This window comes from Kocuria flava, from assembly GCF_001482365.1.
GTDB lineage: Bacteria > Actinomycetota > Actinomycetes > Actinomycetales > Micrococcaceae > Kocuria > Kocuria flava.
The window spans coordinates 2,931,840-2,958,156 of record NZ_CP013254.1; the positions used below are offsets into that span (position 1 = coordinate 2,931,840).

At 76.7% G+C, this 26,317-nt stretch carries 15 protein-coding genes and 1 tRNA gene; 6 read left to right on the top strand and 10 right to left on the bottom strand.

Going from position 1 to position 26,317, the window contains the following annotated elements; translation table 11 throughout:
- Positions 1–116: 116 nt before the first annotated feature.
- Positions 117–1,529 (bottom strand): S1C family serine protease, encoded by a 1,413-nt coding sequence (locus AS188_RS13125; RefSeq protein ID WP_058859225.1) that lies wholly within the window; start codon positions 1,527–1,529, stop codon positions 117–119.
- Positions 1,530–1,790: 261 nt separating this feature from the next.
- On the opposite strand from AS188_RS13125, the gene AS188_RS13130 reads away from it, so the two are divergent.
- Positions 1,791–3,824 carry a TPM domain-containing protein gene (locus tag AS188_RS13130; protein ID WP_058859226.1) on the top strand — a complete coding sequence of 678 codons (2,034 nt, stop codon included), beginning with the start codon at positions 1,791–1,793 and terminating at the stop codon, positions 3,822–3,824.
- Between the two features lie 134 nt (positions 3,825–3,958).
- On the top strand, positions 3,959–4,702 hold the full coding sequence (locus tag AS188_RS13135; protein ID WP_058859227.1) for a PspA/IM30 family protein: 744 nt from the start codon (positions 3,959–3,961) through the stop codon (positions 4,700–4,702).
- 190 nt (positions 4,703–4,892) lie between these two features.
- On the opposite strand, the gene AS188_RS13140 is transcribed toward AS188_RS13135, so the two are convergent.
- The 3 genes from AS188_RS13140 to AS188_RS13150 form a co-directional block, all read right to left on the bottom strand.
- Positions 4,893–4,969: transfer RNA gene (locus AS188_RS13140), tRNA-Met, on the bottom strand.
- A 46-nt stretch (positions 4,970–5,015) separates the two neighbouring features.
- Positions 5,016–7,988 (bottom strand): UPF0182 family membrane protein, encoded by a 2,973-nt coding sequence (locus AS188_RS13145; RefSeq protein WP_058859228.1) that lies wholly within the window; start codon positions 7,986–7,988, stop codon positions 5,016–5,018.
- Between the two features lie 145 nt (positions 7,989–8,133).
- Positions 8,134–9,204, bottom strand: a complete 1,071-nt coding sequence (locus AS188_RS13150) for a YlbL family protein (RefSeq protein WP_058859229.1) — start codon at positions 9,202–9,204, stop codon at positions 8,134–8,136.
- A gap of 225 nt (positions 9,205–9,429) precedes the next feature.
- Between AS188_RS13150 and AS188_RS13155 the strand changes: the two genes are divergently transcribed.
- The gene (locus AS188_RS13155) at positions 9,430–10,830 is read left to right on the top strand and encodes a zinc-dependent metalloprotease (RefSeq protein WP_058859230.1); all 1,401 of its coding nucleotides are present in this window, start codon (positions 9,430–9,432) and stop codon (positions 10,828–10,830) included.
- Here the strand turns inward: AS188_RS13155 and AS188_RS13160 are convergent.
- Positions 10,758–11,372: a M48 metallopeptidase family protein gene (locus tag AS188_RS13160; protein ID WP_058859231.1), complete on the bottom strand. Its 615-nt coding sequence runs from the start codon at positions 11,370–11,372 to the stop codon at positions 10,758–10,760. The two genes, AS188_RS13155 and AS188_RS13160, sit on opposite strands and share 73 nt — an antisense overlap.
- Positions 11,373–11,738: 366 nt before the next feature.
- Between AS188_RS13160 and AS188_RS13165 the strand changes: the two genes are divergently transcribed.
- Entirely contained in the window at positions 11,739–12,449 is a 711-nt protein-coding gene (locus tag AS188_RS13165) for a ubiquitin-activating E1 family protein (RefSeq protein WP_058859232.1), read from the top strand.
- Here the strand turns inward: AS188_RS13165 and AS188_RS13170 are convergent.
- Both AS188_RS13170 and nudC read right to left on the bottom strand, forming a co-directional pair.
- Positions 12,422–14,335 carry an ATP-dependent helicase gene (locus tag AS188_RS13170; protein WP_373865620.1) on the bottom strand — a complete coding sequence of 638 codons (1,914 nt, stop codon included), beginning with the start codon at positions 14,333–14,335 and terminating at the stop codon, positions 12,422–12,424. The genes AS188_RS13165 and AS188_RS13170 overlap by 28 nt on opposite strands.
- Entirely contained in the window at positions 14,329–15,396 is a 1,068-nt protein-coding gene (gene nudC, locus AS188_RS13175) for an NAD(+) diphosphatase (RefSeq protein WP_058859939.1), read from the bottom strand. The genes AS188_RS13170 and nudC overlap by 7 nt, the downstream gene beginning before the upstream one ends.
- A gap of 101 nt (positions 15,397–15,497) precedes the next feature.
- On the opposite strand from nudC, the gene AS188_RS13180 reads away from it, so the two are divergent.
- Positions 15,498–16,790 carry a phosphotransferase gene (locus tag AS188_RS13180; RefSeq protein WP_058859233.1) on the top strand — a complete coding sequence of 431 codons (1,293 nt, stop codon included), beginning with the start codon at positions 15,498–15,500 and terminating at the stop codon, positions 16,788–16,790.
- Here the strand turns inward: AS188_RS13180 and AS188_RS13185 are convergent.
- Positions 16,766–20,332, bottom strand: coding sequence for an ATP-dependent helicase (locus AS188_RS13185; RefSeq protein WP_083529455.1), 3,567 nt, complete (start codon positions 20,330–20,332; stop codon positions 16,766–16,768). The two genes, AS188_RS13180 and AS188_RS13185, sit on opposite strands and share 25 nt — an antisense overlap.
- Before the next feature lie 35 nt (positions 20,333–20,367).
- Entirely contained in the window at positions 20,368–23,961 is a 3,594-nt protein-coding gene (locus AS188_RS13190; RefSeq protein WP_058859234.1) for an ATP-dependent helicase, read from the bottom strand.
- Between the two features lie 125 nt (positions 23,962–24,086).
- On the opposite strand from AS188_RS13190, the gene AS188_RS13195 reads away from it, so the two are divergent.
- Positions 24,087–24,926, top strand: coding sequence for a 3'-5' exonuclease (locus AS188_RS13195; RefSeq protein WP_083529456.1), 840 nt, complete (start codon positions 24,087–24,089; stop codon positions 24,924–24,926).
- A 55-nt stretch (positions 24,927–24,981) separates the two neighbouring features.
- Here the strand turns inward: AS188_RS13195 and hemL are convergent, their stop codons facing one another.
- On the bottom strand, positions 24,982–26,298 hold the full coding sequence (gene hemL, locus AS188_RS13200) for a glutamate-1-semialdehyde 2,1-aminomutase (RefSeq protein WP_058859235.1): 1,317 nt from the start codon (positions 26,296–26,298) through the stop codon (positions 24,982–24,984).
- Between the last annotated feature and the right edge of the window lie 19 nt (positions 26,299–26,317).

Sequence of the window (26,317 nt, forward strand, 5' to 3'; positions counted from 1 at the left end):
CCGGACAGCCCCGGCCCCCGGCCGGTCCGGGCCGCCCGGGCCCGCCCCGGGACGCGCCCGGTCCCGCGCCGCCCGGCTCGCCCCGCCCGGATCCGCGCGGGGCGTGCCGGTCCCGCTCAGCCCTGCTCGGCGGCGTCGGCGACCGTGACTTCGGCGGTCCGCTGCTCGCCGTCGCGCAGGTACACGACGGTGCCGGTGCCCCCGGCCGGGAGCTCGCGCACCGCGGCGGTCAGGGAGGTCGCGTCCTCGATGCGGTGGCCGTTGAACTCGGTGATCACGTCGCCGGCGCGCAGCCCGGCCTCGTCGGCCGGGGAGCCGTCCACGACCTCCTGGACCTGCGCGCCCGCCGAGAAGGCCTGGCTGCGCCCGTCCGCGGCCGCCGCCGCCGAGACGGTGGTGCCGAGGTAGCCGTGGCTCGCGGAGCCGTCCGCGATGATCTCCTCCGCGACCCGCCGGGCGGTGTCCACGGGGATGGCGAAGCCCACGCCGATGTTGCCGGCCTCCCCCGAGGCGCCGGCGGAGGCGATGGCGACGTTGATCCCGATCACCCGGCCGTCGCGGTCCACCAGCGGCCCCCCGGAGTTGCCGGAGTTGATGGCGGCGTCGGTCTGGATGACGTTGAGGTACACGGACTCCGAGGCCCCGCGCGAGGAGCCTCCCCCGCCGCCCTCCTCGGGGAGGTCGAAGAAGAAGTCGTCCCGGCCGGGGGTCCGGCCGCCGTCGCCCTCCGAGGGGGTGTCGGGCGCGGCGGAGGAGGCGACCGCGATGGTGCGGTCCAGGGTCGAGACGATGCCGTCGGTGACGGTGCCCGACAGTCCCAGGGGCGCGCCGATGGCGATGGCGGTGTCCCCGACGTTGACGTCCTCGATGGAGCCCAGCTCGGCGGGCACGAGACCGGGGGCGTCGATCTTCAGCACGGCGAGGTCGGAGAGGGGGTCGGTGCCCACGACCGTGGCCGGGTGCACAGTGCCGTCGTCGAGGCGGACCTCGATGGACGGGTCCCCGGCGGTGCCGTCGAGGGTCACCACGTGGGTGTTGGTGAGGATGTGGCCCTCGTCGTCGACGACCACGCCCGAGCCCGAGCCGGCCTGGTTGCCCGCGGACACGGAGATGGTCACCGTCGAGGGGGACGCCTTCTGCGCCGCGGCGGTCACCGCGTTGACCTCGTCCTGGTCGTTGACGATGACCGAGGCCGGCGCCGAGCCGCCCGCGGTGCCGGTGGCCCCCCGGTCCAGCAGCGCGTCGGTCCCCGCGGCGGTCCCGGCGCCGACGAGCGCCGCCAGGACCATGCCGGTGACGAGCGCGCCCCCGGTGAACCGCTTCCGGGCCCCCGCCGGGGCGGGGCCCGCGGGGGCCGGGCCGGCGGAGGAGCCGGACCCGTGCCCGCCGCCCGGGCCCTCCCCGCCGGCGGGGGCGCCGTAGAGGGGCCGGGCCCACGGGTCGCGCTCGCCGGCCCGGCCGTCCACGGGCGGGAGGGGCCGGGTGTGCTGGGGGTCCGTGCCGCGGCTCGGGTCGCGGGGCTCGGTCATGGGGCAACTCCTCGGGGAGGGGCGCGGCGGGCCGGGGAGCCGCCGCGGGCCGGTGGGATTCGCCCCCAGTATCGCAACGGGCACTGAGACGACGCTGAGAGGCCCCGCGCCGGCCGGGCACGGGCAGGACGGCGGCACCGTGCCGGCCCTGTCCACGGTGCCGTCACGGGGGTTTCGCCCTGCGCGTAGGCCGCGGTGTCCCTGCCCCGCCCCCGGGGGCCGGCCCTAGAATCGGCACCACCGAACGACGTGAGGGAGATCATGACCTGGCGCACCACTTCCCGCCGGACCGCCGCCGGCTGCGGCCTGGCCCTGGCCCTGCTCGTGCCCGCGGGCGCGGCCGTGGCCCAGCCGCCCGTGGACGTCCCCCCGGGGGAGCGCGTGGTGGACGGCAGCGGCGCCCTCGAGGACCCCTCCGCGCTCGAGACGGAGATCCGGCAGCTGGCCACCGAGGAGGGCGTGACCCTCTACGCGGTGACGGTCGACTCCTTCACCAGCCCCTCGGACCCGGACCGGTGGGTCCAGGAGTTCGCCGACCTCAACGGCTTCGGCAGCAACGACGCCGTCCTCGCGATCGCCACCGAGGACCGGCAGGCCCGCTTCGACGCCGCCGACGGCGGCCCGCTCGACGACGCGGCGCTGCGGGCGATCTACCAGGAGCAGATCCTCCCCGCCCTCTCGGCCGGCGACTGGGACGGGGCCGTGCTCGGCGCCGTCGAGGGCATCGGGACCGAGCTCTCCGGCGGCGCCGCGGCCGGTGGGACGGACGACGGCGGGGGCGGCGGGCTGGCCCTGCTGGGCGTGGGGCTGCTCGGCGCCGGTGGCCTGGCCGCCTACGGGTTCGCCGCGAGCCGGAAGAAGCGCCGGGAGGGGGCCCCGCAGCGGCAGGGGACCCCGGCGGGGCCGGGCGGGCCCGCGCAGCCCCACCAGGAGGTGCCGATCCCCGAGCTGCGCCGGCGCGCCGGCGCGCTGCTCGTCGCGACCGACAACGCCATCCAGCACTCCGAGCAGGAGCTCGCCTTCGCCGAGATGCAGTACGGCCGGGAGCAGGTCGAGCCCTTCCGGCGGGCCCTCGAGGACGCCAAGCGGCACATGCAGGCCTCCTTCGCCCTCCAGCAGCAGCTCGAGGACCACATCCCCGACACCGAGCAGCAGCAGCGCGCCTGGCTGACGGAGATCATCGGCCGCTCCCAGGACGCCCAGCGCCCGCTCGAGCAGCACGAGCAGGCCTTCAGCGAGCTGCGCCGGCTCGAGACCCGCGCCCCCGAGGCGCTCGAGGACGTCGAGCGCGCCGCCCACGGTGTCCGGCCCCGCCTGGACACCGCGGAGCAGCGGCTGCGGCAGCTGGGGCAGCGCTACAACGAGACGGCGCTGGCGCCCGTGCGCGACAACGTGGAGCAGGCCCGCGAGCGCCTGGCCTTCGTCGGCACCGCGGTCGACGAGGCCCGGGACGAGCTGGCCGCCGGGCGCACAAGCGACGCCGTGCTCGACGTCCGGGCCGCCGAGGAGGCGGTGGGCCAGGCGGGCGGGCTCCTCGACGCCGTCGAGCACGCCGCCCGGGAGCTGGCCCAGGCCGAGGAGTCCCTCAAGGACGCGGTGACCATCGCCCGCCGAGACGTCGCCGAGGCCGACGCCCTGGTCCGCCGCGGCACGAACCCCGAGCTGGCCGGCGCCGCCGCCGGCGTCCAGGAGGTGCTGCGGCTGGTCGAGGAGCAGATGGCCGGCGGGCGCGTCGACCCCCTCGGGCTGAGCCGCCGGCTCGCCGTGGCCAAGGACGAGCTCGACAAGGGCCTCGCCTCGGTGCGCTCCCAGAACGAGCGGGACCGCTCGGCGCGCGAGACCCTCGCCCACACCCTCGTCTCCGCCCAGGCCCAGGTCAGCTCCGCGAGCGAGTACATCTGGGCGCGCCGCGGCGGTGTGGGGCCCGAGGCGCGCACGCGGCTGGCCGAGGCGGAGCGCTGCCTCGCGACCGCCCAGCAGCTGCGCTCGTCCAGCCCCTCCGAGGCCCTCGGCCACGCGAACGAGGCCGTCCGCCTGGCCGGCGAGGCCCAGTACATCGCCCAGCACGACGTCGACAGCTTCGGCCACGGCGGCTTCGGCCTGCCCCAGGGCGGCTACGGCTACCGGGGCCGCAGCAACAGCGGCCTCGGCGGCGCCATGCTCGGCGGGATCCTGCTGGGCTCGATCCTCAACGGCGGCGGCGGGCTGGGCGGCGGCTTCGGCGGCGGCTTCGGCGGCGGCGGCGGGGGCATCGACTTCGGGGGCTTCGACGGCGGGATCGGCGGCAACTTCTGAGCCCGCACCCGCTGCGACCGGGCCCGCCCGACCCCGCGCACCCGCCGGCCCGCGCCGCCGCCGGCGACCAGCTTCCCCGACCGACCACCGTCCCGGGCGCCGCCCGGGCTCGACCCCGAGGAGAGAAGAGCACCATGATCAAGCAGTCCATCTTCGGCCGCATCGCCCAGCTCGCGAAGGCCAACATCAACGCCCTGATCGACGCCGCCGAGGACCCGCAGAAGATGCTGGACCAGATGGTGCGCGACTACACCGAGAACATCCGCGAGGCGGAGGCCGCCGTCGCCCAGACCATCGGCAGCCTGCGCCTGCTCGAGCAGGACCACGCCGAGGACGTGCAGGAGGCGCGGGAGTGGGGCAACAAGGCCCTGGCCGCCTCCAACAAGGCCGAGGAGTTCCGTGCCGCCGGGCGCGGCTCGGAGGCCGACAAGTTCGACAACCTCGCCAAGGTGGCGCTGCAGCGCCAGATCCAGTACGAGACGGAGGCCAAGGGCGCGGAGCCGCAGATCCAGGCGCAGACCGAGGTCGTCGAGAAGCTCAAGGACGGCCTGAACAAGATGCGGGGCAAGCTCCAGGAGCTGTCCAACAAGCGGGACGAGCTCAACGCCCGCCAGAAGACCGTCCAGGCCCAGGCGCAGGTCCAGGACGCCCTCAAGGCCTTCGACGTGCTGGACCCCACGAGCGAGGTCTCCCGGTTCGAGGACAAGATCCGGCGCGAGGAGGCCCGCGTGCTGGGCCAGCAGGAGCTCGCGGCGTCCTCCCTGGACGCCCAGTTCGAGTCCCTCGAGGAGCTCGGGCAGCAGACCGAGGTCGAGGCCCGCCTGGCGGCCCTGAAGTCCCGCAGCGCCGAGCGGATCGTCTCCTCCGAGGAGGTCTGAGCGCAGCCGGCGCCGCTCCCCCGCCGGGGGCGGGCGGCCGCACGACGGGCGACGCCCCGTGGCACCCGTGCCACGGGGCGTCGCCCGTTCCGGACGCGGACCACGGGGCGGACCGGCACCGGACGGACGGGCGGCAGCCTGCACCCGGACAGGCGAGAGGCCCCGGACCTGGTGGTCCGGGGCCTCTCCGTGGTTGCGGGGGCAAGATTTGAACTTGCGACCTCTGGGTTATGAGCCCAGCGAGCTACCGAACTGCTCCACCCCGCGGCGACATGTACGACTATACGTGCCGCGGGGTGGGCCCGCAAATCGGCTACTCGGCGGGCTGCTCGGCCCCCTCCTCGGGGGCCAGGGCGCCCTCGGCCTCGGGCGCCACGACGCCGTCCGCCTCGAGGGCTCGCTCGATGGCCTGCTGGAGCCGGTCCTGGGCCTGCCCGTAGCGGGCCCAGTCGCCGTCCTGCAGCGCCTGCTCGGACTCCTGGATCGCCTCGTTGGCCTGGGACAGGGCGTCCTCGAGGCTGCCGCTGTCCGCCGGGGCCCCGTCGCCGCCCTCGGCGCCCGCCTCGGCCTCGCTCACGCCGGCCCCGCTGGAGGTCTGGGCGCCGGAGTCGCCGCCGAAGACCTCGTCCAGGGCCTCCTCGAGGGTCGGTGCGAAGCCGACCTCCTCGCCGAAGCCGACCAGCACGCGCCGCAGCGTCGGGTACGCGGCGTCCCCGGAGGACTGCACGTAGACCGGCTGGACGTAGAGCATGCCGCCGCCGGCGGGCAGGGTCAGCAGGTTGCCGTTGATCACCTCGGAGGCGCCCTGGCGCAGCAGGTTCAGCTCCGTGGAGACGTCGGTGTCCGAGTTGAAGAGGTTCTGCGCCTGGCCGGGGCCGGGCACCACCGAGGAGCGCGGCAGCTCGAGCAGCCGCAGCGTGCCGTACTCCTCGCTCTTGACCCCGTCCTCGCCGGTGCCGGCGTCCGCGTTGGCGGAGAGGTAGCCGTACATCACGTTGCGGGTGTTGCCGGTCTCCGACTGCTGCGGGATGAAGGAGGTCGTCAGCGAGAAGTTCGCCTGGTCCTCCCCCGGCATGCGCATCGACAGGTAGTACGGGGGCAGGGCGACGTCGCGGTCCTGCGTGGGGTCGTTGGGCACCGACCACACGTCGTCGTTGGCGTAGAAGCTGTTCGCGTCGGTGACGTGGTACCGGTTGAGCAGCTCACGCTGGACCTTGAACATGTCCTGCGGGTAGCGCACGTGCGCCATGAGGTCGGCGGACATCTCCGAGTAGGGCTTCAGGGTGTCCGGGAAGACCTTCTGCCAGGCCTTGAGCACGGGATCCTGGTCGTCCCACGCGTAGAGCTCCACGGAGCCGTCGTAGGCGTCGACCGTGGCCTTGACGGAATTGCGGATGTAGTTGACCCGCTCCGGAGGCAGGGTCGCCGCGGCGCCCTGGGCCGTCTGGGTGTCCTGGGTCGCCTCCTGCAGCACCGACGGCGTCGAGTACGGGAACGCGTCGGAGGTGGTGTAGGCGTCCACGATCCACTGCACCCGGCCGTCGATGATCGCCGGGTACGGGGAGCCGTCGACGGTCAGGTACGGGGCGACCTTCTCGATCCGCTCGCGCGGGTCCCGGTCGTAGAGGATCTGCGACTCGGGGCGCACCGCGTCGGAGAGCAGCAGGTCCGAGGACTGGAACTTGATGCCGTAGGCGAGGCGGTTGAAGAAGTTGCCGATCGAGGGCCCGCCGTCGCCGGCGAAGGTCGTCTTCGCGTCGGCGCCCTCGTCGTCGGCCGTCTGCGGGCGGTCGAGCTCGAGCGGCTCGTCGCCCTCGCCGCCGCCGACGATCGAGTACTCCGGGGAGTTCTCGCCGAAGTAGATGCGCGGCTCGTAGTCGTCGGAGATCTCCCCCCGGGAGGGGATGCCCGCCTGCATGAACTGCGGCTTGCCGTCGGCCTGCACGCGGTTGCCGTAGGCGGCGACCACGCCGTAGCCGTGGGTGTAGACGACGTGCTGGTTGTACCAGCCCTGGTTCTGGTCGGGGTTCAGCTCGCGCGTGGCGATCACGGTGTCCTGGACCTCGCCGTCGATCTCGTAGCGGTCGACGTTGAGGGTGTCCGGGAACTGGTAGTACGGCCGGAACTGCTGCAGCTGCGAGAAGGCCGCGGAGACCACGTTGGGGTCCAGCAGGCGGATGTTCGAGGTGGTCTCGGTGTCCTGGCGCAGCGCGCCCTGCTCCGTCTGCGTCGTCGCGTCGTAGGGCATGACCTCGGTCTCGTCGAGGCCGTAGGCGGCGCGGGTGAGCTCGATGTTGCGCTGGATGTACTCGTTCTCCAGGGCCTGCTCCGTCGGCAGCACCTGGAAGCGCTGGACGATCCACGGGTAGATCCCGCCGGCGACCACGGCCACCACGAGCAGCACCGCGGTGCCGATCACGGGCAGCCGCCAGCGCCCGATCACGGCGGCGACGACGAAGAGCACCGCCACGATCAGGGCGGCGGCCGCCAGGATCGCCTTGGTGGGGATCACGGCGTTGACGTCGGTGTACAGGGCGCCGGTCCACTTCCCGGAGGAGGACTGGACGGTCGAGTAGCGGTCCAGCCAGAAGTTCGCCGCCTGCAGCAGCAGGAACAGGGCCGCGAGCACGCCCAGGTGCACCCGGGAGGCGCGCGTGGTGGCCAGCCCGCGCTCGTTGATCCGGATCCCGCCGTAGACGTAGTGCATGAGGATCCCGCCGACGCCCGCGAGCAGGATCGCCGAGACGAGGAAGCCGATGAGGAAGCGCAGGAACGGCAGGGTGAAGACGTAGAAGGCGATGTCGAGACCGAACTGCGGGTCCTCCCGGCCGAACGGCTCCTGGTTGAGGAACAGCAGGACGGTGTCCCACTGGGTCATCGCCGTGGACGCCGCGAACAGGCCGAAGAGCACGGGCACGACCACCATGACGATCTTGCGCACCGGCTCCAGGGCCTCCTGGTAGCGGCGCAGGTTGTCGTCGACGATCGACTCGGCCGTGATCGGCCGGTGCCGGTGGGCGAGGTAGAGGCTCGCGAACATCAGCGCGGCCACCAGGACCGCGGCGACCGCGAAGATCACGATCTTCACGAGGTTCTCGGTGAGGAAGACGCTCAGGTAGCCGAGCTGGTCGTACCACAGCACGTCGGTGTAGAGCTGGGTCGCGCCGACGAAGGCGGCCACGAGCACGAGCACGACCACGACGGTGGGCCACAGCGCACCCCGCTTCCTCCGCTGTCCGTCGGGCTGCTGCCTCGGTGGTCGGGGGGCTGTGGGTCCGGCGGTCACTGGCTACCTCTGCATTCGGCGTCGGGTCGGGGTCGAGCGGGGCTCGGTCGGGGGAACGGCCGGCGGGACGGCACTGTCCGGCCGGCGCACCCCGTCCATTCTGCCCAGGGCGTTCTCGGGGGTGCAATCGTGCACGGCGGGCCGCTCACGGCGTCCCGCAGGAGGGCAGCGCGGAGAGGTCCTCCCCGCGGCCGGCGGCCGACGCGGCGGCCACGGCGTCGTCCAGGTCGCGGACCGCGACGACGGTCAGGCCCTCGGGCTCGTGCCCGCGCACCTCGGGGCAGTTGCCCTCCGGGGCCAGGAACAGCTCGGCGCCGGCGGCGGCCGCGCCGTCGAGCTTCTGCCGCACGCCGCCGATGGGGCCGATCAGCCCGTCCGCGTCCACCGTGCCGGTCCCGGCGACGTGGTGGTCCCCGGCGAGCGAGCCGGGGGTGAGCTCGTCGACGATCCCGAGGGCGAACATGGACCCGGCGCTGGGGCCGCCGACGTCCTCGAGCGCGAAGGAGACCTCGAGGGGGAAGTCGTGGTCGGGCTCGAGGAGCACGCCCAGCTGCCGGTGCCCGGAGGCCTCGTCCAGGGCGGTGGGCACCCGCACGTCGCGCTCGGTCCCGTCGCGCTCCACGCGCAGGAGGACTCCGCCCTCACCGGCGGCGTCGAGGGCGGAGCGCAGCTGCTCGACGCTCCCGGCCGGTCCCCCGTCCACGGCCCGCAGGACGTCGCCCTCCTCGAGCCGGTCCTCCGCGGGGCTGCCGGGCACGGTGCCGCGCACCACGAGCCGGGTGCTGTGCTCGATGCCCAGGTGGTCCAGGGCCGCGGCCACCGAGGTCTCCTGCGAGGAGGTCATCGCGACCGAGTTGGAGGCGTCGAGCTCCTCCGCGGAGACCCGGTGCGGGTACAGGACGTCGGCCGGGACCACGGCGGTGGACGGGTCCAGCCAGGCGCGCAGCACCCCCAGGACCCCGACGTCGCTGCTGGGGCCGCCGGAGACGTAGACGGTCGTCAGGTCGAGCACGGACTCGGTGGGGTAGGCGGGCGCCCCGGTGACCTCCAGCAGCTGCCGGCCCTCGTGCTCCCCCACGGTGTTGAACGTCGGGCCGGGGGCCTCGAGGACGAACGGGGCGGGCAGCAGCGTGCCGGCGAGCAGCAGGCCCGCGGAGCCGAGCAGCGCCCACGACGGCAGGTCCCTGCGGCGGCGCGGGCGGGGGGAAGGGGTCACGGACGGTCCTCGGCGGTCGGCGGGGCGGCGGACCGGGCCGTGTGCCGCGGCGGGCGCCCCGGTCCGAACGGCCCAGTCTACCCGGGCGCCGGCGCCGTGAGCTTCCAGCGAACTGGGAGTTCGCCCGTGGTCGGCTCCGTGGCGCCGTGGCTACGCTGGGTGCAGAGACCTCCCGGGCGCCCGCTCGCCCGGGCCCCAGCCCCGACCCGACCGAACGGTGGACCCATGACCTCCCAGCCTCCCCACGACCCCTCCGGCGACGACGACGGGCGCAAGGACCCCTTCCAGGAGATGCTCGAGCGGCTGCTCGGCGGCAGCGGCATGAACCCCGAGGACCTGCGCCGGGCCGGCGTGCCGATGGACCCCCAGGCGATGTCCATGATGTTCCAGCAGATCCAGTCCATGATGGGCGGGGCCGGGACCGAGGGGCCCGTCAACTGGAAGCTCGCCCTCGACCACGCCCGCCGGATCGCGGCCGCCGACGGCGACCCCTCCGTCACCGCCGCCCAGCGCGGGGCCGTCGAGGACGCCATGAAGCTCGCGGAGCTGTGGCTCGGCGAGCACACGGCGTTCGACCCGACCGCCGTGCGCCCGCAGGCCTGGTCGCGGGCCGAGTGGATCGAGGCGACGATGCCCACGTGGCAGGAGATGACCGGCCCCGTGGCCGGCTCCGTCACACAGGCGCTCACGGACGCGCTCACCCAGCAGCTGCCCGCCGAGCTGACGGCCATGATGGGCGGGGCCACGGGCATGCTCGCCGGCGCCGGGGGCATGCTCTTCGGCATGCAGCTGGGCCAGGCGATCGGCGGGCTCTCCCGCGAGGTGCTGTGCTCGACCGACATCGGCCTGCCCCTGGCCGAGGGCCGCTCCGCGCTGCTGCCCGCGAGCATCAGGGAGTTCGGCGAGGGCCTGGACCTGCCGGCCCAGGAGATCATGCTCTACCTGGCCGTGCGGGAGGCCGCCCACGTGCGCCTGTTCACCGCGAACCCCTGGTTGCGCGGGCACGTCCTGGACCTGGTCCGCCGCTTCTCGGAGGGCATCCACATCGACATGGCCCGCATCGAGGAGGCCGCCCGCGACATCGACCCGATGGACCCCTCGAGCATGCAGGAGGCGCTGTCCTCCGGGATCTTCGCCCCGCAGCAGACCCCCGACCAGGAGGTCACCCTCAAGCGCCTGGAGACGGTCCTGGCGCTCGTCGAGGGCTGGGTGCACGTGGTGACGGCGGAGTCGACGGCGAACCTGCCCTCGGCCGGGGCGCTGTCCGAGACGATCCGCCGCCGGCGCGCCTCCGGCGGGCCCGCCGAGCACGCGTTCGGTGCGCTCGTGGGCCTGGAGCTGCGCCCGCGGCGGCTGCGCGAGGCGGCGGAGTTCTGGCGCCACGTGGGCGAGCAGCGGGGTGTGGAGGAGCGGGACCGGCTGTGGGACGCGCCCGAGCTGCTGCCCACGGACGAGGACCTCGACGACCCGGCGGGCTTCACCGCGCGCCGGGGGCTGCTCACGGCCTCCGAGGACGAGGTCGACGCCGCCCTGCAGAAGCTGCTCTCCGGCGGCTACGACGACCCGGACGGCTCCGGGTCCTCCGGTGAGGAGGACGGCCCGCAGGACGGCGGCGGCTCCCGCTGATCCGTCCCGGGCGCGCCCTGCCGGTGCGCCCACGCGGCCCCGTCGAGGAAGGCCCGCGCCCGCTCCGCGTGCGGGTAGCGGGCCTCCAGCGCGCGGAAGCGCGGGCTGTGGTCGGCCTCGAGCAGGTGCGCGAGCTCGTGCACCAGCACGAAGTCCAGGACCCACTCCGGGGCCTCCTGCAGCTGCGCGGAGAGGCGGATCACCCCGGTCGCCGGGGTCGCCGAGCCCCACCGGGCCTGCTGGCGCGCCGACCAGCGCACGTCCGAGGGGCGCGCCCGGCCCTCGAGGTGGCGGCGGGAGAGCTCCTGGGCGCGCTCGAGGAGGCGGTCCCCCGAGCGCCGGGCGGCGCCGCGGGCGGCCTCGCGGCGGCGGCGCTCGACGACGCGGGGCACGAGCTCGCGCGTCCAGTGCTCGATCTGCCGGCGGGTGGCCGCCTGGGGCACGGAGAGCACGACCGTGTCCTCGCTCCAGTGGGCGGAGACGGTCTTGCGGCGGCGCGCCGAGCGGCGCACCACGACCTCGGGCTCGGAGGGTGTGGGCATGGGGACATTGAACACGCCGGCGGCCGGGGGCGCGAGACGGCCCTGTGCGCACCCGGGGCCTGTGGACTGTGGACACGGCGGCCCGCCGCGCGCCGGTCCCGGCGCGCGGGCAGGGTGGGGAGCTCCCGCCCGCACGTCCCGGAGGTGCTCGTGACCCGCTCCCCCGCCCCGCCGCCCGGTTTCCCGGCCCGCCCCGCCCGGCCGGGTCCCGTCCGTCGGGGTGGCGCCGTCCCGGATCCCACCGTTCCGGGCCCCGCCGCCCCGGGCCCCGCCGCCCCGGCTCCTGTGCGCAGCGGCCCCGGACGCCCCGGCCCGGTCGGCGACGCGGCGCCGGCCGCGGGGCTGCCGCGCCCCGAGGAGGTGCACGTGCTGGTGCTGGGCCTCGACGGGATCACCGCCGCGGCCGCCTTGCACCTGCTGCGCTGCGGGGTGCTCTCCCTCAACGTCAACGACCCCGGCCCCGTCACGGAGACCGACCTCGGCACCGGCGCCTACTCCCGCGGGGACCTGGGCCGCCCCCGGGAGGCGGCCCTGCGCGGGCGGCTGCGCGCCCAGGACCCCCGCTGCGCCCCGGTCAGCGGCCCGGAGCTGTTCCCCGGCCCGCTGCTGCCCGGGTGCCTCGTGCTGCGCGGCGGCGTCCACGACGCCGGCGGGAGGACCCTGCGCCCGGACCCCGGGGACGTCGCCGCCCCGGAGCACCCGCTGCTGTCCGTGCACTCAGTCCCCGGGGCCGTGGTGCGCTGGCCGGTCGTCGCCTGGGCCCACAGGCCCTGCCCCGACTGCCTGCGGGCCACGCTCGCGGCCGTGCCCCGTGCCGGGACGGGCCGGCGGGAGCAGGTGCTGGCCGCCTGGGCGCGCCCGGCGTTCGGCGCGGCCGTCGCCGCCCGCCTCGCCGCGGAGGCGCTCGCCGTGGCCCTGCCCTCGCTGGACGGGGGCCGCCCGCTGCCGGGCGGCGGTGGCCCCGGACGGGCCGAGGTGCTGCGCCCGCCCTTCCCGGCCGGGTCGGAGCCGCTGGCGATCGACCGCCGGTCGTGCCTGTGCGGGCTGGGTCAGGACCTGCCCGGCGCCCGCGGCTGACCCGCCCGGGCGCCGCCGGCGCCCGGGCGGGAGGTCCCGCCCCGGGCCGGCCCGGACCGGGGCGCCGGGCCGCCGCGCACCGCACGGCGCCGTCCCCCGGCGGCGGCCTCCTCGGGCGCGCGCAGGGCCTCGAGGAAGCGCGAGGGCCGCCGGTTCGGCCGGCCCCCGGGGGTGCGGGAGAGGGTCCACGACAGCACCAGGTGCTCGCGCGCACGGGTGATGCCCACGTAGAGCAGCCGCCGCTCCTCGTCGACCTCGTCGGCGGTCTCGGCGAAGCCGATCGGCATCAGTCCCTCGCTGAGCCCCACGAGGAAGACCGCGTCCCACTCCAGGCCCTTGGCCGAGTGCAGGGAGGCCAGGGTGACGCCCTCCAGCACCGGCGCGTCCTGCTGGGCGACCCGCCGCTCGAGCTCCGCCGCGAGGGCGGGCAGCCCGAACTCCTCGCCGCGCGCCGCGGCGTCCTCCGCCATCCGGTCCGCGAGCGAGACCAGGGAGGCCAGGGACTCCCACCGCTCCCGGACGGCGCCCGTGGAGCGCGGGGCGCGGTCGCTGTAGCCCAGCGAGGAGAGGATGTCGCGGACCAGGCGGGGCGTGTCCTCCGCGGCGCCGGCGGCGCGGGCGGCGGTGCGCAGCTGCACGACGGCCTGCTTCACCTCGGGCCGGTTGAAGAACCGCTCCGTGCCGCGCAGCTGGAAGCCGATGCCCGCCTCGGCCAGGGCGGCCTCGAAGGCCTGCGACTGCCCGTTGGTGCGGAACAGCACCGCGATCTCGGCGGCGCGCACGCCGTCGTCGAGCAGGTCGCGGATGCGCGCGGCGGTCCCGGCGGCCTCGGCCTCGTCGTCGGGGTACTCGTTCCACGAGGGCCGGGGCCCGTCGGGACGCTGGGCGACGAGCCGCAGCGGCGTGGCCCAGGACCCCGGCGTCGAGCCGGGGGCGGGCCGGCGGGCGGCCAGGAGCCGGTTGGCGGTCTCGACGACCTGGGGGGTGGAGCGGTAGTCGCGCACGAGCTCGATCACCCGGGCGTTCTCGTGCCTCCGGGGGAACTCGAGCAGGTGCCGGGACGTGGCGCCCGTGAAGGAGTAGATGGTCTGGGAGGCGTCGCCCACCACGCACACGTCGTCGCGGCCGCCGAGCCACCGGTCGAGCAGCCGCTGCTGCAGCGGGGAGACGTCCTGGTACTCGTCGACCACGAAGTGGCGGTACTGCTCGCGCACGGTCGCGGCGACCCGCTCGTCCTCCTCGAGCACGGCGACGGTCAGCAGCAGCACGTCCTCGAAGTCGATGAGGTGGCGGTCGGTCTTGAGCTCCTCGTAGGACTGGTAGAGCCGCTGGACCGTGCGCACGTCGTAGCCCAGGGGCATGTCCCGCCCGGCGGCCCGTGCCGGGTAGGTGTCCGGGGTGAGCATCGAGACCTTGGCCCACTCGATCTCCGCCGCGAGGTCCCGCACGGCCGCGCGGTCGGTGGACAGGCGCATGTTCTGCGCGGCCTCCGTGATCAGCCGCGCCTTGTGCTCGACGAGCCCGGGCAGCGGCCCGCCCACCGCCTGCGGCCAGAAGTACTGGAGCTGGCGCAGGGCGGCGGCGTGGAAGGTGCGGGTCTGGACCCCGGACGCGCCCAGCCCGCGCAGCCGGTTGCGCATCTCGTTGGCGGCCCGCGCCGTGAACGTCAGGGCCAGGACCTTCTGCGGCGTGTAGACGCCGGTGGCGATGCCGTAGGCGATCCGGTGGGTGATCGCCCGGGTCTTGCCCGTGCCCGCACCGGCGAGCACGCACACCGGCCCGCGCAGGGTCGTGGCGACCTCGCGCTGCTCCGGGTCGAGGCCCTCGAGGATGCGCTCCTCCAGCGGCAGCTCCGGGGCCCCGCCCGGACGGGTCTCGCTCACCAGGTGCTCTCCGGCAGGGCCTGGCCGAGCCAGTGCTCGATCAGGGCGTGGGCGATGGAGACCTTCCCCGGCAGGGTCACCGATCCGTCGCGGGCGGCCGCCAGCAGCTGCGCGCGGGTGAACCAGCGCAGCTCGAGGATCTCCTGCCCGTCCGGCGCGGCCGCCCCCGAGCGCACGACGGCGCGGCAGCCCAGCATCAGCGAGCGCGGGAAGGGCCAGGGCTGGGAGCCGAGGTAGTGGACGTCGCCGACGACGAGACCGGTCTCCTCCGAGACCTCCCGCACGACCGCCTGCTCGAGGGACTCCCCCGGCTCGACGAAGCCCGCGAAGGTCGAGAAGCGGTTGCCGCGCCACAGGGCGGAGCGTCCGAGCAGGAGCCGTTCGCGGGCGGGGTCGGGATCGCCGTCGGAGACCGCGACGATGATCGCCGGGTCCGTGCGGGGGAAGTGCAGGGACTCGTCGTGGGGGCAGCGGCGGGCCCAGCCGGAGCGGACGACGTCGGTGGGGCCGCCGCACTGCGGGCAGCGGGGGTGGTCGCGGTGCCACAGGCCCACGGACTGGGCGGCCACGAGCAGCGCGGCGTCCTCCGGGGGGAGCACGGGGCCCAGCTCGCGCAGCCCGGCCCAGCGCAGCGGGGGCGCGCCGTCCGCGGCCGCGTGCCGGGCCACGGCCGCCAGCAGGTCCTGGCCCGGGGCCGTCGCGCCGGTCTCCTGCGCGAGGCCGGGCACGGGGCGCAGCAGCACCCGGGCTCCCGGGACGCCCCCGGCGGTGGTGCGCCCGAGGTAGACCTCGGGGTGGCGCGGGTCCGCCGGGCCGGGCGGGAGCCCCTCGGCGGGCACGAGGAGGAGGTCCTCGCCGGCCACGGGCGCGAGCCCGCCGGCGAGGACGAGCACGAGCGTCCCGGGCTCCTGTGCCGCGACCGCCCGGACGTCGCGCAGCTCGCGCTCGATCCCGTCCCGGTCGACGGCGGCGGCCGTGAAGGGCAGGCGGGCCGGGTCGAGGCGCTCCGGGGCGGCGGGGCGGGCGGGCTCGGGGCGGGGCGGAGGACAGTCGGAGGCGGGCACGACGTCCACTGTAGCGACCGGGACCGACCCCGCAGGCGGGTGTCCACGGAGGGCGGCGACCGGCCCGGGGGCCCAGGCCCGGCCTCTTGTAGGGTGGGCGGGTGAGCACCTCCCTCGAGCACCTCGCCGCGGTCGCGGCCGCCGGCGTGCCCGGGCTGGCGCCCGTGGCGGTGGGACCCTCCCCGGACGACGACGCCGACTTCCGCTCGGCCGTGGTCCTCGACGCCGAGGGCCGGCGCTGGCGGGTGCGCGCGCCGGTGACCCCCGAGGCGGAGGTGCGGCTGGAGACCGAGCACCTCGTGCTGCGCTCCTTCACCCCGGCGATCCGCTCCCGGCTGCCCTTCCTGGTGCCCACCGCGGTGGCCACCGTGGAGGACGAGCGGCTGCACGCGGTGGTGCACTCCCACATCGAGGGCGAGCCGCTGGGCCTCGACGCGCTCGCGCGCATGGCCGCGCACCCGGACCCCGCCCACCACCGGCACGTGCCCAGCGCCGAGCCGCTGCCGCCGCTGTCCGTGCAGCTGGGCCGGGTGCTGGCCGCCGTGCACGCCCTGCCGCCGTCCCTCGTGCTGGACGCGGACCTGCCCTCCTACACGGCCGGACAGTGCCGCGAGCGGCGCCTGGCCGAGCTGCGGCGCGCGGAGGCGACCGGGCGGGTGCCGGCGGCCCTCGTGGGACGGTGGGAGCGCGTGCTCGGCGACGACGCCGTGTGGGGCTTCGTCCCCCGCGTGGTGCACGGTGACCTGCAGGAGGACGACCTCGTGATCTCCCGCGGGCGGGTGCGCGGGGTGACCGGCTGGACCGACCTGCACGTCGGGGACCCCGCCGACGACTTCGCGTGGCTGATCGGCGCCCGGGACGCCCGCTTCGCGGCCGCCGTGCTGGAGGCCTACGCCGGCACCTGCCGCAACCGGACCTTCCGCGCGCCCGACGCCGACCCGGACCCGCACCTGCTGGACCGGGCCCGGCTCGACGCCGAGCTCGCCGTGGCGCGCTGGCTGGTGCGCGGGACGGACCGCGGGGACGCCGCGACCGTGGCCGACGCCGAGCGGATGCTCGCCGCCCTCGAGCGCGACGTCTCCCGGGCCGCGCGCGGCGCCGCGGGCGCGGCCCCCGACGGCACTCCGGGCCCCGCGGGCACGAGGACGCCCGGAGGGTCGGGCGCGCCGGGCGGCAGCGGTGCTCCGGGCCCGACCCGCACCCCCGGCGGGTCGACGCTCCCCCGTCCGTCCTCCCCGGCAGCCGCCGACACCGAGGCCCCGGACACCGAGGCCCTCGACGCCGGGGCCGTGCGCGGCGCGGCCGCACGGGCCCACGGGAGTGCCGCCCGGGCGGCCCCGGACGGCGCCCCCGGCACCCCTGGCCCGGCTCAGGGGCGCAGCACGACCCGGTAGGCCCTGCGCACGACGTCCTCCAGCTCCGCCTCCCCGGCGAGGTCGTGCGGCCGGACCACCCTGTCCTCGGGGACGTAGTAGAACGCCGCGGTGACCTCCTCGAGCGGGACCCCGCGCAGCCTCGACCAGGCGAGCCGGTAGACGGCCAGCTGCGCCGAGCGCTGGGCCAGTTCCTCCCCGGCGGGAGCGCGCCCCGTCTTCCAGTCCACCAGCTCCCACGTGCCGTCGGCGCCCCGGAAGACCGCGTCCACCCGGCCGCGCACCGTGATCCCCGCGACGGGGGTCTCGAGGGGGAACTCCACCGCCCACGGCTGGCGGTCCGCCCACGGGCCCCCGCGGAAGGTGCGGGCGAGCTCGGGCAGGTCGTAGGCCTCGTCGACGTGCTCGTCGGCTCCGCCGGGCAGCTCCCCGACGTCGAAGATCGCCGACGAGCCGTAGAACTGCTCGACCCACGCGTGGAAGGTCGTGCCCCGCCGCGCGGCCGTCCCCGGCCGGCGGGGCATGGGCCGGCGCAGCCCCGCGACGACCTCGTGGGGGTCGCGGGCGAGGGCCACGAGCGTCGAGGCCGAGACGTGGGAGGGCATGGGGACAGTGCGCTCGGTGCGCGCGGCCTCGTGGCGGGCCAGCAGGATCCGTGCCTCCTCCGACCAGCGCCGCGGGTCCGGCTCCCGGCCGTCGCGCTCGGCGACGCCCAGCAGGTCCTCGACGTCGAGGTCCGCCGTGCCGGGGAAGCCGCGCTCCCGCACGGCCCGCGCCGCCCGCTCCAGGAGCTCCCGGCGGCCGCGGTGCGGGGGCGGGCTCGTGCGCACGCTCGTGCTGCCGTCGCCCGCGGTGACGGTCTCGGTGATCTCGGGACCCTCCAGCGGGTCGTAGGGCCAGGGCGCGGTCAGCACGGTCGCGGCGGCCGGGTTCTGCGTGCCCGGCGGCACCTCCGCCCACGGGCCCAGGCGCACGACGGGGGCGGGGCCCTCCGTGAGGCCCAGCAGCTCACGGACGAAGACGGAGGGCTCCTGCAGGGTGCGGGCGGTGCCGCGGAAGGCGGTGCAGGAGAGCTCGAGGACGCTGCGGGCACGGGTCACGGCCACGTACGCCAGGCGGCGCTCCTCGTCCTCGGCGTGCTGGGCGGCGAGCTCCGCGAACTCGGTGTGCGAGTCCTCCAGCGCCTTCAGGTCCGTGGTGTCGACCGACCACTGCGGCAGGAAGCGGGCGTCCCCGCGCAGCGGCCACGGCAGCGTCCCGGTCTCCACCGTCCAGCGGGTGACCCGCTCGCTCGGGAAGTTCCTGGTGTTGAGCCCCGGGACGTAGACGTGGTCCCACTCCAGGCCCTTGGAGGAGTGAACGGTCACGAGCTGGACGGCGTCGTGCCGGGTCCGGTCCGGTCCGGGCTCGAGCCCGTTCTCCTCGGCGAGGGTGACGTCGAGCCACGCCAGGAACGCCGAGAGGTCGCCCGTGGCCGAGGACGCCGTGAACGTGCGGGCCGCCTCCTGGAAGGCGTCGAGGTTGCGCCGGGCCAGGTGGGCGGTGCGCTCGGGGTGGGCGGCGAGCTCGACGTCGAGGCCCGAGACGGACTCGATCTCGTGCAGCAGCACCAGGAGGTCGTCGGCGAGGAACGACCGCAGGTGCTCCAGCTCGTCGCGCAGCAGGGTCATCCGCTCGCGGGCCGCCTCGGACAGCGAGCGGCCGTGGGCCGAGGTCCAGCCGGGCCGCGGCAGCGTCTCGAGGGCCTCGACCAGGGAGGCATGGTCGGAGACGTCGGGCTCCACGAGCGTCTCCGCTCGCGCCTCCGCCTCGGTCACGGGGGCGTCGAGGTCCTCGGCCCGGTGATCCCGGGCGGCCTCGGTGCGGCGCCGCTCGAGGTGGGCGGCCCAGTCCGACAGCGCCATGAGGTCCCGGGAGCCGATCCGCCACCGGGCGCCGGCGAGCAGCCGCACGAGGGCGTCGGAGCGGCCGGGGTCGTCGAGCACCCGCAGCGTCGCCACGACGTCGGCGACTTCGGGGGTGCTCAGCAGCCCGCCCAGGCCCACGACCTCGTAGGGGATCCCGCGGGCGGCGAGCTCGCGGCGCACCGGCTCGATCTGCGAGCGCTTGCGGCACAGCACGGCCATGGTCGGCACGGCCTCCTGCGGCTCGCCGCGGTGGGCCGCACGCCGGGCGCCGATCCGCTCGGCGAGCGCCTCGGCCTCCTCGACGTCGGTCGCGTACCGGCTCAGGCGCACCGTCCCCGGCCCGGCCCCGGGGCGGGTCCGCAGCGGCGGGACGGTCAGCGGCGAGCTGCCGCGGGCCCAGGGCGGGAGGGTGCGCAGCGGCTCGGCCAGGACGTTGGCGACGTCGAGGACGCTCTCGTCGTTGCGCCAGGCCGTGGTGAGGAAGCTGGGCCGCGGCTCCTGCCCGGGGGCGACCGGGAACGCGTCGTGGAAGCCGAACAGCTGCCCGGCCGAGGCCCCGCGGAAGCCGTAGATCGACTGCTGAGGGTCGCCGACGGCCATCACGGAGTGGCCCGCGCCGAACAGGGCCGAGAACAGGCGCAGCTGGGCGTGGGAGGTGTCCTGGAACTCGTCGAGGAGCACGACGCGGTAGCGCTCGCGCTCGGTGCGCCGGGCGGCCGTGTCCTCCTCGGCGATCCGGGCGGCGGCCGAGAGGAGGTCGCCGAAGTCCATGGCCTGCGCCTGCTCCTTGCGGCGGGCGAACTCCCCCACGAGCTCGGCGAGCACCCACGCGGCCCGCTGGGTGGCGGCGACCTTCGTGAGCGTCGCGCCCGGGGTGCGCTTGCGCCGGCCCGGCGGGGTGGTGGCGAGCTCGCCCAGCAGCTGCTGCGCGAAGCGTCCGACCGCCTCGGGGTCCAGGAGGTGCTCGGCGCAGGCCCCGGCGAGGTCGAGGACGGCCTTGACCATCGTGGACTTGGCGGGCATCGACTCCAGCAGCTCCCCCGTCCAGGCCTCGACGGTCTGCGCGGCGAGCTGCCACGCCTGGGCGGGCCCGAGGAGGGTGGTGTCCGGCTCCACGCCGATCCGCAGGCCGTAGTCGCGCACCAGCGTGTTCGCGTAGGAGTGGTAGGTGCTCACGACGGGATCCTGGGCCGCGGCGGTCCCGTCGTCCTCGCCGCCCGCCGGGGGCACGAGCTCGAGGGCCCGCAGGTCGGCGAGGCGCTCGCGCATGCGGTGCCCGAGCTCACCGGCGGCCTTGCGCGTGAAGGTCACGCCGAGGACCTGGTCCGGGGCCACGACGCCGTTGGCGACCAGCCAGCCGACCCGGTCCACCATGGTGGCCGTCTTCCCGGAGCCGGCCCCGGCCACGACCAGGCGGGGCGCGAGCGGGGCCGCGATCACCTCGGCCTGCTCCTCGGTGGGCCGCCGCGCCTCGCGCCCGGGCAGGCCCCCGAGCAGCTCGGCGAGCTCCTCCGGGCTCCACCGCGGCTCCGCCCCGCCCCACGGGTGGGCGGGGCCGGGAGGTGCCTCCCCCGCGCGGGAGGCGGACGGGGCGCCGTCGGGACCTGCGGTGCCTGAGGTGCCTGCGGTGCCTGCGGAACGGTCGGCGTCGGTCATGCGGTGAGGGCTCTCCTGCCGGTCGGGGTCGGGGCTCACGGCTCGCTCACCTGCCGGCCCTCGGCGCACAGGGGGCAGATCTGCGGCAGCTTGCAGCCGTGGCCGTTGAACGTGCCCTCCGACTGGTCGTGGCGGGCGGTGAAGGTCTCCCCCGCCACGAGCTCGGCGGCGCGGGTGATGAGCAGCCGGGCCCAGTCGGCCTGGGGGTCCAGGGGGTCCTGCTGCTGGACGCGCGGGGTCTTCTCGTCGGTGCCGAGCTGGACGAGCAGCGCCCCGCCGGGCAGCTCGGCCACCGCCCCCTCCGGCAGCTCGAGGCGCTCCTCGTCGGTGCCGCCCGCCATGGCGGCGCCGGCGCCGGCGGCGAGGGCCACCTGGTAGGCCGCCAGCTGCGGGTGCTCGGGGATCTTCGCCCCGGCGGGCTTGGTCCGCCCGGTCTTGAGGTCCACGACGACGTAGCGGCCCTGCGCGTCCACCTCCAGCCGGTCCACCCGGCCGCGGAGCAGGGCGTCGCGGGCGGGGCCGCGGACCAGGACGTCGAAGGAGCCCTCGACGGCGGCGAGCCGGCGGCCGTGCTCCTGGCGGGCGTCGACGACGTACTGGGCGAACTTCCGCAGCATCTGCCGGGCGCGGCGCAGCTGCACCTCCGTCTCCCACGTCTCGGGCAGCCCGAGGGTGTGCCACCGGCGGTCCAGCTCCTCGACGAGCTCGCCGCCGGAGGACTCCGGCAGCTCCTCGGCGATGGCGTGCACGAGCGAGCCCAGGCTGCGGCTGAGGTCGGTGGCGGGCTCGGCGCGCGAGGCCGCCACGAACCAGTCCAGGGGCGAGCGGTGGATCGCCTCGATCCGCGACGGCGAGACGGGCACCGGCACCCCGTCGTCGAAGACCGGGTCGGTGCTGGTGAGCGCGGCGGTGCCCCACCAGGTGCCCGGGTCGGCGCCGGGGACGGGGCGCGGGGAGGCGGCGATGCGGTGGAGCAGGCGCGCCGCCGCCTCGGCGCGCACCGGGTCCTCCTCGTGGCGCTGCACCCACTGGCGCAGCTCGGCGACGAGGGCGCGCAGGGTCATGGGCCGCGGGGCGTCGACCGGCGTCCGCGCGGGGGCACCCGGGCCGGGCGGGTCCACGAGGTCGAGGAACTCGGAGGGCTGCTCGTCCTCGTTCGCGGCCGCGGTGACCACGAGGGTGCCACTGCTGCGGGAGACGGCCGCGGAGAAGGAGCGGAGCTCGTCGTGGCGGACCTGGCGCAGCCGGCTCAGCGGCGTGGTGCGCGCGGCCTGCTCGACGCCGAGGTCGAGGGCGTCGGTGAGCAGGTCGGCGCCGAGCAGCCGTCCGCGCAGGCGCGTGTTGGGCCACACCGACTCCTGCACCCCGGCGACGAACACGACCGGCCACTGCCGCCCGGCCGCGGTCGCGGGGGTCATGATCTCCACGGTCTCGTCCGTGGGCGCGCGGGCGGCGAGCGTGTCCATGGGCAGCTCCTGGCTCTCGACGTAGTCGAGGAACTGGGCGGCACTGGCCCCGGGGAGGTGGTCGACGTAGCGTTCTGCGGACTCGAAGAGCGCGACGACGGCGTCGAGGTCGCGGTCGGCCCGCTCCCCCGCCGGCCCGCCCTCGAGGGCGCGGCGGCGCCAGCCCTCGGCGACCCCGGCGGCCTCCCACAGCGCCCACAGGACGGTCTCCGCGGTCGCGCCCTCCTCGTGCAGGGCCCGGGTCCCGGCGGCGATCATGCGGGCGACGCGCCGGGCGGGGGCGGAGCGGACCCCGGCCGCGTCGAGCGCAGCGGGAGCGGCGAGCGCCTCGACGAGCAGGTCGTCGCTGCCGCGGCCCCCGCCGTCGGCGAGCTCCTCCGTCCGCAGCCGCTGGCGCAGGCGCCGGAGGTCCATGGGCGAGGCGCCGCCGATCCGGGAGGTGAGCAGCTCCACGGCGGCCTGGACGGTCAGGGCCCCGTGGTGGTCACCGGGGGACCCGTCGCCGCGGGACCCGGCGGCGTCGGCCTCGGTGACGATCCGCAGGGCGGCCAGCAGCGGCCGAACGGCGGGCTCGTCCCGCACCGGTGTCTCGGCGGCCGAGGTGCTCACGGGGACGCCGAGGACCGTCAGCTGCCGCTCCAGGCCCTCGAGCTGCCGCCCGTTGCGCACGATCACGGCCATGTCCCCGAGGGGCACCCCGTGCACGAGGTGGCGCTCCAGGACCTGGTGGGCGATCCAGCGCGCCTCGTGCAGCGGCGAGGACAGCACGGCGGTCAGGACCTCCCCGCGGTCCGCGGCGTCCGGTGCGTCCCGGTCGTCCGGGCCGTCGTCGGCGGCCTCCGGGTCGTGCGCCCCGGCGCCCGCCTCCTGCGGTCCGGCCGGTCCGCGCGCGCCCACCGGGTGCTGCCCGCCGAGGGTGCCGGGCGCGGCGGCCGGTCCCGGCACGGCGGCCCGGGCCGCGGGGCCGCCCTCGCCGGGCCGGTCCCCGTCGGGTGCGGCCGGCGCCGGCCGATCCGCCCCGGGACCGTGCTCCGCCCGGGCGGGCTCGAGCGCCCGGGGGGCGCGCACCAGCGCGGGCACCCGCTCGGCGACCCGCCGCCAGACCTCCGTCACCGCCGGCGGCATCCGCAGGGACGTGCCGAGATCGTGGCGCCGCAGGGGCCGGCCCGGTTCGGCGAGGCGGTCCTCCAGGGAGCGCAGCAGATCGGGGCGGGCCCCGCGGAAGCCCTGCACGACCGTGTCGGGGCAGGCGGTCGCGACCACGTCGCGCCCCCGGCCCAGCACGGCCAGCAGCCGGTGGATGGAAGGCGTGGCCTCCTGGAGGTCGTCGACGAGCAGGAGCTCGAGACGCTCCTGCTCGGCGCGCAGGAACCCCGGCTGCGCCTCGAGCAGGCGGGCCGCCTCGGAGACCAGCGCGGCGGGGTCGTAGGCCTCCGGCATCCGCAGCCGGCGCACGGCCTGGTACTCCGCCCGCAGCGCAGCGGCCGCCGCCCAGTCCGGGCGGTCCATGGCCCGGCCGAGGCGGCGCAGCTGCTCCGGGGCGAGGTCGTGCTCGGACATGCGGTCGAAGACCTCCCGCACCTCCTGCCGGAAGCCGCGGGTGCCCACGGCCTCCTGCAGGTCGCGCGGCCACACCACCGCGGCCCCCTCGCCCAGGGCGTGCCCGGCCATGAGCTCCGCGACGAGCACGTCCTGCTCGGGGCCGGAGAGCAGCTTCGGGGCCCGGTCGACGCCGGGCAGCAGTCCTTCGTTGCGCGCCCGCCGCAGCAGGTCGAAGGCGTAGGACTGCCACGCCCGCACGGGCGGGGAGCTCATGGTCGCGGCGACCGCGGCCGTGAGGTCGTCGCGGACCCGCGCCGCCGAGAGCCGCGAGGGGGTGAGCACGAGGAGGCGGTCCGGGTCGAGGCCGTCTCGGATCCTGCGGGCGGCCAGCTCGACGAGCACGCGGGTGCGGCCCGTGCCCGGCCCGCCCACGACGAGGCGGGGGCCGCACCCGGGCCGCAGTGCGGTGACGGCGGCCTGGTCGGCCGTGGGCCGCCAGGGGGGCCGGGCCTGCTCCGTGCCCGGCGGCGGCACCAGCGTCCAGCGCACGGGTCCGCCGTCCCCGGGGGCGTGCGGGGCGGCGGGGCCGGTGCGGGGTGCGGTGCGCTCGGTCCGGTGCATGGTCCCATCCCATCACGGCCCGCGGACGCGCTAAGCGCGGGTCCTGCGCGTCCGCCGGCCCTGCGTGCCCGCGCTCCCGGCGCCCGGTGCGTCAGCGGGTCGGAGGCGGCCGGTACCGTGGGCCCATGTCCACGTCCTCGCGACCTGCGCCCGACCAGCCCGCCCTCTTCGACCCCGCGCCGCCGCCCCCGCCCCCGGAGCGGAGCGGGGGCACCGGGGCCCAGGACGCCCTCTTCGACCTCGGAGAGCCCGCGGCGGCGGTGGCCTGGACGGAGGGGCCCCGGGCGGCCTTCGACCTCGAGACGACGGGCCGGGACCCGCTGGAGGCCCGCATCGTCACGGCCTCGATCGTGCGCACCGACGCCGCGGGCGAGGTGCTGGACGAGTGGGAGTGGCTGGCGGACCCCGGCGTCGAGATCCCCGCCGAGGCGGCCGCCGTCCACGGGGTGACGACCGAGCGCGCCCGCGCGGAGGGCCTCCCGGCCGGGCGGGTCGTGGCGGAGATCGCCGCGGTGCTCGGCGGGCTGTTCGCCGCGGGCACCCCCGTGCTCGTGTTCAACGCCTCCTACGACTTCACGGTCCTGGCCCGGGAGGGCGCCCGCCACGGCGTGGCCGTGCCCGAGCCGTTCCCCGTGCTCGACCCCTACGTGCTCAACAAGCAGGTGCACCGCTACCGCCGCGGCAAGCGCACGCTCGGGGCCCTGTGCGAGGAGTACGGGGTGGAGCTGACCGCCGCCCACACCTCGGCGGCGGACTCGCTGGCCACCGAGCGGCTGGCGGTGCTGATGGCGCGCCGCTTCCCGGAGCTGGTGCGGCCGGCCGCGGAGCTGCACGCGGACCAGGTGGGCTGGGCCGCCGCACAGGCCGCGAGCCTGCAGGAGTACTTCCGCCGCACGCGCCCGGACGCCGTCGTCGACGGCGCGTGGCCGCTGCGCGCCCCCGGGACCGGCGGGCCGGGCGCCTGAGCGGCCCCGGGGCCGGCGGCCCGGACACCTGCGCGCCCCCGGCCCGGGGCCGGGCTCAGGCCGTGGGCCGGGCCTGGGCGGCGGCGCGGGCCGCGGCGGGCAGCGCGGAGACGATCCGGTCCATCGCCGCGTCGTCGTGGGCGGCGGAGAGGAACCACGCCTCGTAGACGGACGGCGGCATGTACACGCCCTGGTCGAGCATCGCGTGGAAGAACGCCGGGTACCGCCAGGCCTCCTGGGCGCGGGCCTGGGCGTAGTCGTGCACGCCGGTGGCGGAGGTGCCGAAGGCCACCGAGAACAGGTTCCCCGCGGTCTGGACCGAGTGGTCGACCCCGGCCTCCCCGAGCGCGGCGCGCACGGCGTCCTGCAGCTGGGCGGAGCGCCGGTCGATCGTGCGGTAGGCGACGCGGTCGGCGGTGCGCAGGGTCGCCGCGCCGGCGGCCATCGCGACCGGGTTCCCCGAGAGGGTGCCCGCCTGGTAGACGGGGCCCAGCGGCGCCAGGTGGTCCATCACCGCGGCGCGGCCGCCGATGCCGGCGACCGGCAGGCCGCCGCCGATGACCTTGCCGAACATGAACAGGTCCGGCTCCCAGCCGCCCTCCGCCTCGTGGGTCAGGCCCCAGTAGCCGGCCTCGTGCACGCGGAACCCGGTGAGCACCTCGTCGCAGATCAGCAGCGCACCGTGCTCGCGGGTGATCCGCCGCAGCCCGGCGTTGAAGCCCTCGCCCGGGGTGACCACGCCCATGTTCGCCGGGGCGGCCTCGGTGATCACCGCGGCGATCCGGTCCGGGTGGGCCGCGAAGGCCGCCTCCACGGCGCCGAGGTCGTTGTAGGGCAGCACGAGGGTCTCGGCGGCGGTCGCGGCCGTGACCCCCGCCGAGCCCGGCAGGGCGAGGGTCGCGACCCCGGAGCCCGCCTCGGACAGCAACGCGTCGACGTGGCCGTGGTAGCAGCCGGCGAACTTCACCACGAGGTCCCGGCCGGTGACCCCGCGGGCGAGCCGCAGCGCGGTCATGGCGGCCTCCGTGCCGGTCGAGACCAGCCGCACCTCGTCGATCGCCCCGACCCGCTCGACGACGAGCTCCGCGAGCTCCGTCTCCCCGCGCGTGGTCGCGCCGAAGGACAGCCCGCGCTCGACCGCCTCGTGGACGGCGTCGATCACGGCCGGGTGGGAGTGGCCCAGCAGGGCCGGGCCCCACGAGCCGACGAGGTCGACGTACTCGCGCCCGTCGGCGTCGGTGAGGTACGGGCCCTTGGCGGCCGAGATGAACGGCGGGGTGCCGCCCACCGAGGCGAACGCGCGCACGGGCGAGTTCACCCCGCCGGGCATGACCTTGCGGGCGCGGTCGAACAGTTCCTGGGAGACGCTCATGAGTGCTTTCCTTCCGCCG

Bases quoted from the DNA above. Each gene is read 5' to 3' on its own strand.
- AS188_RS13185 (WP_083529455.1), bottom strand. From the start codon at position 20,332: ATGACCGACGCCGACCGTTCCGCAGGCACCGCAGGCACCTCAGGCACC.
- AS188_RS13160 (WP_058859231.1), bottom strand. From the start codon at position 11,372: ATGCCCACACCCTCCGAGCCCGAGGTCGTGGTGCGCCGCTCGGCGCGC.
- AS188_RS13195 (WP_083529456.1), top strand. From the start codon at position 24,087: ATGTCCACGTCCTCGCGACCTGCGCCCGACCAGCCCGCCCTCTTCGAC.
- AS188_RS13155 (WP_058859230.1), top strand. From the start codon at position 9,430: ATGACCTCCCAGCCTCCCCACGACCCCTCCGGCGACGACGACGGGCGC.
- AS188_RS13190 (WP_058859234.1), bottom strand. From the start codon at position 23,961: ATGCACCGGACCGAGCGCACCGCACCCCGCACCGGCCCCGCCGCCCCG.
- AS188_RS13135 (WP_058859227.1), top strand. From the start codon at position 3,959: ATGATCAAGCAGTCCATCTTCGGCCGCATCGCCCAGCTCGCGAAGGCC.
- hemL (WP_058859235.1), bottom strand. From the start codon at position 26,298: ATGAGCGTCTCCCAGGAACTGTTCGACCGCGCCCGCAAGGTCATGCCC.
- AS188_RS13125 (WP_058859225.1), bottom strand. From the start codon at position 1,529: ATGACCGAGCCCCGCGACCCGAGCCGCGGCACGGACCCCCAGCACACC.
- AS188_RS13130 (WP_058859226.1), top strand. From the start codon at position 1,791: ATGACCTGGCGCACCACTTCCCGCCGGACCGCCGCCGGCTGCGGCCTG.